This is a genomic window from Streptomyces sp. NPDC057438 (genome assembly GCF_042802995.1).
Taxonomy (GTDB): domain Bacteria; phylum Actinomycetota; class Actinomycetes; order Streptomycetales; family Streptomycetaceae; genus Streptomyces.
In genome coordinates this window covers 28,118-39,931 of record NZ_JBHVDD010000053.1, presented here as the reverse complement: position 1 = coordinate 39,931, position 11,814 = coordinate 28,118, and the positions used below count along the sequence as shown (strand labels likewise).

Sequence of the window (11,814 nt, the reverse complement as noted above, 5' to 3'; positions counted from 1 at the left end):
CTCCTGGAAACGGCTGTACGTGGATCCGGGGCGTCACGAGATGCCCAGCTGGTTGTCGATGAGGTCGAAGATCTCGTCGTGCGAGGCGGACTCGATGTGGTCCGCGGTGACCTGGCCGGCGGGTTCGGTGGCTTCGAGGCGGGCCAGCACCTCGCGCAGCCGCTGGCAGAGCCGGTCGCGGTCGGGGGCGTCCGGCGCGAGGCCGGCGACCAGTTCCGCGAACCGGTCCAGCTCCACGAGGGGCGCGGACGCCTTGGCCGGGCCCGGCCGGCCGGTGGTGGCCGCGAGGTGGCGGGCCAGTACGTCGGGGGTGGGGTGGTCGAAGACCATGCCCGCCGGCAGCCGGACGCCGGTGGCGGACGACAGCCGGTTGCGCAGCTCGACGCCGGTGAGGGAGTCGAAGCCGAGTTCCTTGAACGCCCGGGTGGGCTGGACCAGTTCGGGCGAGGGGTGGCCGAGGACGGCCGCCGCGTGGCCGCGCACCAGGTCCAGCAGCGCGGCGTGGGCGTCCGCCTCGGACAGCCCGGCGAGCCGTTCGGCGAGGCCCGCGGCCCGGCCGCCGCCGTCGCCGTTCGCCGCGGCGGCCCGCCGGCGCGGCGCCCGGACCAGGCCGCGGAGCAGCGCGGGTACGTCCTGCCCACTGCCGGCGCGCAGCGCGGCGGTGTCCAGTCGTGCGGCCAGCAGATAGGCGTCCTCGGAGCGGAGGGCCGCGTCGAAGAGGGCCAGCCCTTCCGCGGAGGTCAGGGGGGTGACCCCGCTGCGGCTCATGCGCCGCAGGTCCACCTCGCCGAGATGGCCCGTCATGCCGCTGCGTTCCTCCCACATGCCCCAGCCGATGGAGAGGCCCGGCAGGCCCTCGGCGCGGCGGCGTTCGGCGAGGGCGTCCAGGGCGGCGTTGGCGGCCGCGTAGTTGGCCTGTCCGCCACCGCCGAGCAGGGCCGCGGCGGAGGAGAACAGGACGAAGGCGGCGAGGTCGTGGTCCCGGGTCAGCTCGTGCAGGTTCACCGCCGCGTCCGTCTTCGGACGCAGTACGCGCTCCACCTGCTCGGCGGTGAGGGAGGAGACCACGGCGTCGTCGAGGAGTCCGGCGGCGTGCACGACGGCCGTGAGCGGGCGGGTCACGCCGGCCAGGACCTCGGCGAGCCGGTCGCGGTCGGCGGTGTCGCAGGCGACGACGCTCACCTCGGCGCCGAGCGCGACCAGTTCGTCGCACAGTCCGGCCGCACCGGCGGCGTCGGGGCCGCTGCGGCTGGTCAGCAGCAGGTGCCGTACTCCGTGTTCGGCGACGAGGTGACGGGCCACCAGGCGCCCGAGGGTGCCGGTGCCACCGGTGACGAGGGCGGTGCCGTCGGGGTCGAGGGCGGTGGGCGGCAGCAGCACGTTCTTGCCGGTGTGCCGGGCCTGGCCGACGTACCGGAACGCCTCGGGGGCCCGTCGTACGTCCCAGCAGGTGAGCGGCAGCGGGGTGAGGGCGCCCTGCCGGAACAGGTCGAGGATCAGGTCGAGCGTCTGCGCGATCCGCTCCGGGCCCGCCTCCGCCAGGTCGTACGCCCGGTAGCGGACCCCGGGGTGGGCGGCGGCCACGGTGTCGGCGTCGCGGATGTCGGTCTTGCCCATCTCCAGGAAGCGCCCGCCGCGCGGCAGCAGCCGCAGGGAGGCGTCCACGAACTCCCGTGCCAGGCAGTCCAGTACGACGTCGGCGCCGCGTCCGCCGGTCGCGTCGAGGATCCGGTCGGCGAAGTCGAGGGTGCGGGAGGAGGCGATGTGGGTGTCGTCGAGGCCGAGGCCGCGCAGGACGTCCCACTTGCCGGGGCTCGCGGTGCCGTACACCTCGGCCCCGGCATGCCGGGCGAGCTGGACGGCGGCCATGCCGACACCGCCGGCCGCGGAGTGCACCACGACCGTCTCCCCCGCTTTCAGGCCGCCGAGGTCGAACAGGCCGTGGTGGGCGGTGAGGAAGGCGATGGGCACGGTGGCGGCGCGGGCGTAGGACCAGCCGGGCGGGATCGGGGCGAGGGTGCGCCGGTCGGCGACCGCGACGGGGCCGAAGGCGCCGCCGAAGACCCCGAACACACGATCGCCGGGGGCGAGGTCGTTCACTCCGGGGCCGGTCTCCAGGACGGTGCCCGCCCCTTCGCTGCCGAGGATCCGCTGGTCGGGGGCGAGGCCGAGGCAGACCGCGATGTCCCGGAAGTTCAGGCCGGCGGCGCGGACGGACACCCGGACCTCGCCGGGGGCCAGGGGGGCGTCCGCCTCCGGGGACCGGACGAGCGCGAGGCCGTCGAGGCTGCCCGCACCGGTGGTGTCCAGCCGCCAGGCAGCTTCGCCGGCCGGCGGTGTCAGCGTGCCGGGCCGCCCCGCCCGGGCCAGCCGGGGTACGAGCGGGTTCCCCGCGCGGGCGGCGAGCTGCGGTTCCCGTGTGGCGAGGGCGAGGCCGAGCAGGCGGGGCAGGGCGTCCGCCGACTCGGCGGTGTCGTCCAGGTCCAGCAGGACGAAACGGTCCGGGTGTTCGGTCTGGGCGGCCCGGACCAGACCCAGGGCGGCGGCCTGCGCCGGGTCGGCGGGGTGTCCGCCGGGCCCGGTCGCGACCGCGTGCCGGGTGACGACCACGAGGGGGGCGTCGCCGGAGCGGGGGTCGGACGGCCACCGCTGGACCACGGCGAGGGCGGCGGTCGCGGTGTCCCGGACGCGGGCGGCCTCGTCGGGGCCGGTGGCGGTGGGGCAGGTCCAGACGACCGCCGTGGGCTGCGCGCCGGAGCCGGTGTCGTCGTGGTGCACCCAGCCGGTGAGCGGGGCGGTGGTGTCGGCGCCGCCGGGGGCCGGGGTCCAGTCCAGGCGGTACAGGCCGTCCCGGCCCGTCACGGCCGCCGCGAGAAGGTCCGGGGACAGCGGGCGCAGCACCAGGGACTCGGCGGACAGCACCGGCTGCCCGGTCGGGTCCCAGGCGTCCAGGCTCACCGCGTCGGGCCCGGCCGGACCGATCCGGACGCGCAGTGCGGACGCGCCGGCGGCGTGGGCGGTGACGCCGTTCCAGGAGAAGGGCAGCCGGGCGGGGCCGGGCCGGTCGCCGAGGAGGGCGGACGCCTGCAGGGCGCCGTCCAGCAGGGCCGGGTGGAGAAGGTAGCCGCCGCTGTCCGACTGCCGTTCGAGCGCGACCTCGGCATACACGTCGGTGCCGTCGCGCCAGGCGGCGCGCAGCCCCTGGAAGGCGGGGCCGTAGCGGTAGCCGGCCTCGGCGAAGCGGTCGTAGACGCCGTCCAGGTCGACCGGCTCGGTACCGGCCGGGGGCCAGGCGGCGGGCGCGGGCGGGCCGTCGGCGCGGTCGCCGGGGGCGAGGCTGCCGGTGGCGTGCGCGGTCCAGTCCGCGCCGGGGTCGGTCTCGGGGCGGGAGTACAGGCCGAGGGGGCGCCTGCCGCTGTCGTCGGGCGGCCCGACGCGCAGCTGGATGTGGACGGCGTCCCGCTCGGGGAGGATCAGTGGAGCCTGGAGGGTGAGTTCGTCGACGAGGGCGCTGCCGGCCTCGTCGGCGGCCCGCAGGGCGAGTTCCAGGAAGGCGGTGCCGGGCAGCAGGTTCGTCCCGGAGACGACGTGGTCGGCGAGCCACGGGTGGGTCCGGGTCGACAGCCGCCCGGTGAGCAGTTGCTCCCCCGAATCGGCCAGGTCCACGGCGGCCCCCAGCAGCGGGTGGTCCGTGGCGCCGAGTCCGGCGGCGGCGACGTCACCGGTGCGGACGGGGGCGTCGAGCCAGTAGCGGGTGCGCTGGAAGGCGTAGGTCGGCAGGTCCACCGGCCCGCTCGTGCGGCCGAGGGCCGCGGGCCAGTCGACGGGTACGCCCTGGACATGGGCCTCGCCCAGCGACAGCAGCAGCCGGTCCCGGCCTCCGTCGTCGCGGCGCAGCGAGCCGACGACCACACCCGTGACGGCGCTGTCCTCCAGCACCTCCTGGACGGCCGGGGCGAGCACGGGGTGCGGGCTCGACTCGACGAAGGTGGTGTGTCCGGCGCCGGTCAGGGCCCGTACGGCGGGCTCGAACTCGACCGTGCCCCGCAGGTTGCGGAACCAGTAGTCGGCGGTGAGTTCGGGCCCCTCGATCCAGTCGGCCTCCAGGGTGGAGAACATGCGGGTGCCTGCCGCGGAGGGGGTGATGTCGGCGAGGGCGTCGAGCAGTTCGGCCCGGAGGGGGTCCATCTCGGCGGAGTGGGACGCGTAGTCGACCTCGATGCGCCGGGCGCGTACGCCGTCCTTCTCGCAGGAGGCGAGGAGTTCGGCCAGGGCCACGGTCTCGCCCGCGACCACGGTGGAGCGCGGGCCGTTCACGGCGGCGACCGAGATCCTCTCGCCCCAGCCGGCGAGCAGTTCGCGGGTACGGTCGGCGGGCAGCGCCACCGAGGCCATGCCGCCGTGCCCGGCGACGGCGCGCAGCAGCCTGCTGCGCAGGGCGACGACCTTGGCGCCGTCCTCCAGGGTGAGCGCCCCGGCGACGACCGCCGCCGCGATCTCGCCCTGGCTGTGGCCGAGCACGGCGTCCGGCTCGACACCGTACGAACGCCAGGTCTCGGCCAGCGACACCATGACGGCCCAGAGCGCGGGCTGGACCACGTCCACCCGCTCCAGGTCCGTGGCGGAGGCGAGGACCCCGGTCAGCGACCAGTCGACGTGGGGGGCGAGGGCGCGTTCGCAGGCGGCCATGCGGGCGGCGAAGACCGGTGAGGAGTCGAGCAGGTCGAGTGCCATGCCGGTCCACTGGGCGCCCTGGCCGGGGAAGACGAACACGGTGCGCCCGACGGCGGTCGCGGTGCCCCGGGCCACGGTGGCCAGGGGGGCGTCGGCCGCCAGGGCCCGCAGTCCGGCGGTCAGTTGCTCGCGGTCGCCGACGAGGACGGCCCGGTGGTCGTGCCGGGTGCGGGTGGTGGCGAGGGCCAGACCGATGGCGGCGGCGCCCTGCCCGGGGTGGGCGTCGGCGTGGCGGGCGAGCCGTTCGGCCTGGGCGCGCAGTGCTTCGGAGGTGTGGCCGGAGAGGACCCAGGGGACGACGGGTCCCTCGGGGGGCGCGGGCTCCGTGACGTCCTCGTCGACGTGCTCCAGGACCAGGTGGGCGTTGGTGCCGCTCATGCCGAAGGAGGAGACTCCGGCGCGGCGGGGCCGGCCGGGTCCGGCGGGCCAGGAACGTTCCTCGGTCAGCAGTTCCACCGCGCCGGCGGACCAGTCGACCTGTGGGGTCGGCGCGTCCACGTGCAGCGTCCTGGGCAGCACCCCGTGCCGCATCGCCTCGACCATCTTGATGACACCGCCCACGCCGGCGGCGGCCGAGGTGTGCCCGATGTTGGACTTCAACGACCCGAGCCACAAAGGCTGTTCACGGTCCTGGCCGTAGGTGGCCAGCACCGCTTGCGCCTCGATCGGGTCCCCGAGCCGGGTCCCGGTGCCGTGCGCCTCGACGGCGTCCACGTCACCGGGCGAGAGCCGGGCGTCGGCGAGCGCCGCGCGGATCACGCGCTGCTGCGAGGGACCGTTGGGCGCGGTGAGTCCGTTGCTGGCGCCGTCCTGGTTGACCGCGCTGCCCCGCACGAGGGCCAGCACCCGGTGGCCGTTGCGGCGGGCGTCGGACAAACGCTCCAGCAGCACCATGCCCACGCCCTCGCCGAAACCGACGCCGTCGGCGGCCGCGGCGAAGGGTTTGGAGCGGCCGTCGGAGGCCAGGCCGCGCTGGCGGCTGAACTCGACGAACAGTTCGGGGCTGGACATGACGGTGACACCGCCGGCGAGGGCGAGGGAGCATTCACCGGAGCGCAGCGCCCGCGTCGCGAGATGCAGGGCGACCAGCGAGGACGAGCACGCGGTGTCGACGGTCACCGCCGGGCCCTCCAGGCCCAGGACGTAGGCGACGCGGCCGGAGACGACACTGCCCGAGTTGCCGGCGCCGAGGAAGCCCTCGACCTCCTCGGGGATGTGGGGCAGGAGCCGGGCGGCGTAGTCCTGGTGCATGACGCCGACGAAGACGCCGGTCGCGGTGCCCTTCAGGGCCGCCGGGTCGAGGCCCGCGCGCTCCAGCGTCTCCCAGGAGGTCTCCAGGAGGAGCCGCTGCTGCGGGTCCATGGCGAGGGCCTCACGCGGGGAGATGCCGAAGAAGCCCGCGTCGAACTCCCCCGCGTCGTAGAGGAAGCCGCCCTCCCGCGCGTACGAGGTGCCGTGGCGTTCGGTGTCGGGGTCGTGGAGCGCGTCCAGGTCCCAGCCGCGGTCGGCCGGGAAGGCGGCGATGCCGTCGGTGCCGGAGGAGACCAGGTTCCACAGGTCCTCGGGCGAGCGGACGCCGCCGGGGTAGCGGCAGCCCATGGCGACGACGGCGATCGGGTCCTCGTCGGTCGCCGCGCCCCTGCCGGCGGCGGCCGGGACGGCGGTCGTCACACGGCCCGGGTCCGCGCCGAGCAGTTCGCCGCCGAGGTGGGCCGCGAGGACCTCGGGGGTCGGGTGGTCGAAGACGAGGGTGGCGGGCAGCCGCAGTCCGGTGGCGGTGCCGAGGCGGTTGCGGAGGTCGACGGCGGCCAGCGAGTCGAAGCCGAGGTCCCGGAAGGCGCGGCCCGCCTCGACGGCCTCGGGCGACGGATGGCCGAGCACGGCGGCTACCTGACCCCGGACCAGATCGAGGAGTTCGCGGCGGCGGCCGGGGGCGTCCAGGGCGGCGAGCCGCTCGACCAGGGGGCTGCGGTCACCGTCGGTGGCGGAGGCCGGGGCGGCCTGACGGCGGGCGGGCAGCCGGACCACGCCGTGCAGCAGACGGGGTACGGGTTCGCTCTCGGCGCGGGCGCGCAGCGCGGCCGTGTCCAGCCGGAGGGCCACCAGCAGCGGTTCGTCGACGGTGAGCGCGGAGTCGAGAAGAGCGAGGCCCTGCGCGTCGGTCAGGGGCGGCAGGCCCGAGCGGGCGATACGGCGTACCTCGTCGTCGCCGAGGTGCCCGGTCATGGCGCTGCGCCGCTCCCACAGCGTCCAGGCGACGGACCGCCCGGCCAGGCCCTGGGCCCGGCGGTGGTGGGCCAAGGCGTCCAGGAAGGCGTTGGCGGCGGCGTAGTTGCCCTGTCCGGGGCCGCCGAAGGTACCGGCGGCGGAGGAGAAGAGGACGAAGGCCGCGAGGTCCATGCCGGCGGTGAGCCGGTGCAGGTGGAGTGCCGCGTCGGTCTTGGGCCGCAGGACGGCGTCGACCCGCTCGGGGGTGAGCGAGGAGACCACGCCGTCGTCGAGCACTCCGGCGGCGTGCACGACGGCCGTCAACGGGTGCCGTACGCCGGCCAGGACCGCGGCGAGTTGCTCCGCGTCGGCCGCGTCACAGGCGACGACGCTCACCTGCGCGCCGAGCGCGGACAGTTCGTCGCGCAGTTCGTCCGCACCGGGGGCGTCCGGGCCGCTGCGGCTGGTCAGGAGCAGGTGCCGTACGCCGTGTCCGGTGACGAGGTGACGGGCGACGCGGGCGCCGAGCAGACCGGTGCCGCCGGTGATCAGGACGGTGCCGTCGGGGTCCAGGGGCGGGGCCGCGTCGTCGTCCTGTACGGGGATCCCGGCCAGCCTGGGTACGAGGACCTCTGAGCCGCGCACCGCGCACTGCGTCTCGCCGGTGGCGGTGAGCACGGCGGCGAGGGCGGCCGGCAGATCGGCGTCCGGGTCGAGGTCGACGAGGTGGAGGCGGTCCGGGTGCTCGGTCTGCGCGGAGCGCACCAGCCCCCACACCGCGCTGTGCGGCAGGTTCGGTATGTCCTCGCCGGGCCGGGCGGCGATCGCGCCCCGGGTGACGAGGACGAGCCGTGTCCCGGTGAACCGGTCGTCGGCGAGCCAGTCCTGGACGAGGGCGAGGGCGTCGTGCACGGCGGTGCGGGTGCTGTCGGCGAGCCCGTCGGCCGGGTCGTCCGGGGCCGCGCCGAGGTCGGCGAGCACGAACTCCGGCAGTGGCCCGTCGGCGTCCCGGAGCGCGGCGAGGTCCGCGTGGTGGGCGACTCCCCGGGTGTCCTCGGAGGGGCCCAGGACCGCCCAGGAGGCCGACGTGGGGCCGGGCACCGGGCGGGCGGGCGTCCAGTCGAGGCGGAAGAGGGAGTCGTGGTGGCGTCCGGCGGCCGGGGCCGTGAAGCTCCCGGCGCCGACCGGCCGCAGGGCCAGGCCCGCGACGGTCAGGACGGGCCGGCCGGTCTGGTCGAGGGCGCGCAGTGTCACCGTGTCGGGACCGGCGGGGGTGATCCGCATCCGCAGACCGGTCGCGCCCTGCGCGTGGAGGACGGCCCCGGTCCAGACGAACGGCATCCGGCCCTCGGCGGCCTCGCCGAGGCCGGTCGCGTGCAGGGCGCTGTCGAGGAGCGCGGGATGCAGCCCGAACCGCGCGGCCTCGGCCTGCAGCTCCGACGGCAGGCTCGCCTCCGCGAACACCTCCTCGCCCAGCCGCCATGCCGCCCGCAGCCCCTGGAACGCCGGCCCGTACGCGAAGCCGCCCTGCGCGAACCGCTCGTACAGCCCGTCCAGTTCCACCGGCTCCGCGCCCGCCGGAGGCCAGGCCGCAGCCTCCCCCGGCCCCGCCTCCTCGGCGACGGGAACCAGCAGCCCCCGGGCGTGGCACGTCCACGGCACGTCGTCGGTGCCCTCCGGGCGGGCGTGCAGGCTCAGCGGGCGGCGCCCGTCCCGGTCCGGTGCGCCGACGGCGAGTTGTACGGCGACGCCGCCCTGCGGGGGCAGGACGAGCGGGGCCTCCAGGGTGAGTTCCTCGACCTGGCCGCAGCCGACCTGGTCACCCGCCCGTACCGCCAGCTCCAGGAAGGCGGTGCCGGGCAGCAGGGCGGCCTCACGGACAGCGTGGTCGGCGAGCCAGGGGTGGGTGCGGGTGGCGAGACGGCCGGTGAGGAGCAGTCCGTCCCCGTCGGCGAGGGCGACGACCGCGCCGAGCAGCGGGTGGTCGGCGGCGGCGAGCCCCGCCGAGGCCATGTCGCCCTGAGGCGCGGCGGAGTCCTCCAGCCAGTACCGCCGGCGCTGGAACGCGTACGTCGGCAGGTCGGCCCGGCCGATGCGCCGTCCGGCGTAGGCGGCACGCCAGTCGACGCGTACGCCGTGGACGTACAGCTCGCCGACGGCGGCGAGGAACCTGGCCCGGCCGCCGTCGTCGCGGCGCAGCGTGCCGGTGACCACGGCCTCGTCGGCCCCGGCCGCCCGGGCGGTCTCCTCCATCGGGACGGTGAGCACCGGGTGGGGGCTGATCTCGACGAGGACGTGGTGGCCGGCGGCCAGCAGGGCGCGGGTGGTCTGTTCGAACTCGACGGTCCGGCGCAGGTTCCGGTACCAGTAGCCGGCGTCGAGGCCGGCGGTGTCGAGCGGTTCGGCGGTGACGGTCGAGTAGAAGGGGATGTCGGCGGGGCGGGGGCTGATGTCGGCCAGCAGCCGGAGCAGTTCGTCGTGGATGCGCTCGACGTGGGCGCTGTGCGAGGCGTAGTCGACGGGGATCCGCCGGACTCTGAGGTCGCGGGCGGTGAGCCGGTCGATCAGGTCGTCCAGCGCCGACCGGTCGCCGGAGACGACCACGGAGGCGGGCCCGTTGACGGCCGCGACGGACAGTCGGCCGTCCCCGTCGCTCAGCAGGGCGCGGACCTCGTCGACCGGCAGCGGCACGGACGCCATGCCGCCGGCCCCGGCGAGCGCGACGATCGCCTTGCTGCGCAGCGCGACGACCTTGGCGCCGTCCTCCAGGGACAGCGCGCCGGCGACCACGGCGGCGGCGATCTCGCCCTGGCTGTGCCCGGCGACGGCGGACGGCTCGACGCCGTACGACCGCCACAGCGCGGCCAGCGACACCATCACGGCCCACAGCGCGGGCTGGACCACGTCGACACGGTCCAGCGGCGGGGTGCCGGGGGCGTCGCGCAGTACGTCGGTCAGGGACCAGTCGGTGTGGGGGGCCAGGGCGCGTGCGCAGTCGGCGATCCGCTCCGCGAAGACGGGGGCGGTGTCGAGGAGTTCGGCTGCCATGCCGGTCCACTGCGAGCCCTGGCCGGGGAAGACGAACGCGGTGTCGGCTCCGGGGGTGCCGGTCCCGCGGACCAGTCCGGGCTCGGGGATGTCCTCGGCCAGGGCCCGCAGGCCGCGCAGGAACCCCTCCTCGTCGGCGGCGACCACGACGGCACGGTGTTCGAGGGCGGCCCGGGTGGTGGCCAGGGCGTGGCCGATGTCGAGGGGCCGTTGTCCGGGGTGCGTGTCGAGGTGGGCGGCGAGGCGGCGGGCCTGGGCGCGCAGGGCCTCGCGGCTGCGGCCGGAGACGGGCCAGGGGAGGGCGGTCGGGAGGCTGGGCTCATCGGTGGTGCGGGGCTCCTCCTGGACGTCCCGGTCGGGCTCCGCTCCCGCGGCCGGGGCGGACCCGGGCTCGGGCTCGGGTCCGGCCTGTTCGAGGACGACGTGCCCATTGGTGCCGCTGATCCCGAAGGACGACACGGACGCCCGGCGCGGTGCGCCGGTCTCCGGCCAGGGCACCGCCTCGGTGACCAGTTCCACCGCGCCCGAGGACCAGTCGACCGTGGGGGTGGGCCGCTCGACGTGCAGGGTGGGCGGCACGACGCCCCGGCTCATCGCCATCACCATCTTGATGACACCGCCGACGCCCGCCGCGGCCTGGGTGTGGCCCATGTTGGACTTCAGCGAGCCGAGCAGCAGGGGCCGGTCGGCGGGCCGGTCCTGCCCGTACGTCGCCAGCAGGGCCTGTGCCTCGATGGGGTCACCGAGTGGCGTACCGGTGCCGTGCGCCTCGACCACGTCGACGTCGGCGGGGGTGAGCCCGGCGTCGGCGAGCGCCCGTCGGATGACCCGCTGCTGGGCGGGCCCGTTGGGGGCGGTCAGACGGCTGCTCGCGCCGTCCTGGTTGACGGCGGTGCCGCGGACCAGGGCGAGCACGGGGTGACCGTTGCGGCGGGCGTCGGACAGCCGCTCCAGCAGGAGCATGCCGACGCCCTCGCCCCAGCCGGTGCCGTCGGCCCCGGCGGCGAAGGACTTGCAGCGGCCGTCGGCGGCGAGCCCGCCCTGCCGGCTCATCTCGACGAACGGCACCGGTGTCGACATGATCATGGCGCCGCCGGCCAGCGCCAGCCCGCACTCCTGCCGGCGCAGGGCCTGGGCGGCCAGGTGCAGGGCGACGAGGGAGGACGAGCAGGCCGTGTCCACCGTCACCGCCGGGCCCTCCAGGCCGAAGGTGTAGGAGAGGCGGCCGGAGGCGACGCTGTCGGAGTTGCCGTTGCCGATGTACCCCTGGATGTCGTCCGGGACCTGGCGCAGCCGTAGCCCGTAGTCCTGGTACATCACGCCGACGAAGACCCCGGTGTCGCTGCCGCGCAGCCCGCCCGGGTCGAGGCCCGCCCGTTCGAAGGCCTCCCAGGTGGTCTCCAGCAGCAGCCGCTGCTGCGGGTCCATGGCGAGTGCCTCGCGGGGCGAGATGCCGAAGAAGCCGGGGTCGAAGTCGGCGGCGTCGGTGAGGAATCCGCCTTCGGCGGCGTAGGTCGTGCCGGGGCGTTCCCGGGCGGGGTCGTGCAGGGCGCCGAGGTCCCAGCCGCGGTCCGCGGGGAAGCCGGCGACGGCGTCGGTACCGGAGGCGACGAGCTGCCACAGCTCCTCGGGGGACACGACACCGCCCGGGTAACGGCAGCCCATGCCGACGATGGCCACGGGTTCCTGCTGCCGGGCCTCCACCTCCTGCAGCCGGCGCCGGGTGCGGTGCAGGTCGGCCGCGACCCGCTTGAGGTAGTCGCGGAGCTTGTCGTCGTTGAGCGTGCCGTCAGTCACTGTGCACCGTCACCTTCGGGGCCTTCG

The 11,814-nt window shown here is 76.2% G+C and carries 1 protein-coding gene; it reads right to left on the bottom strand.

The window, feature by feature from the left end:
• Positions 1-33 precede the first annotated feature (33 nt).
• Positions 34-11,787: an SDR family NAD(P)-dependent oxidoreductase gene (locus ACFU5F_RS25865; RefSeq protein ID WP_383891717.1), complete on the bottom strand. Its 11,754-nt coding sequence runs from the start codon at positions 11,785-11,787 to the stop codon at positions 34-36.
• Positions 11,788-11,814: the final 27 nt, after the last annotated feature.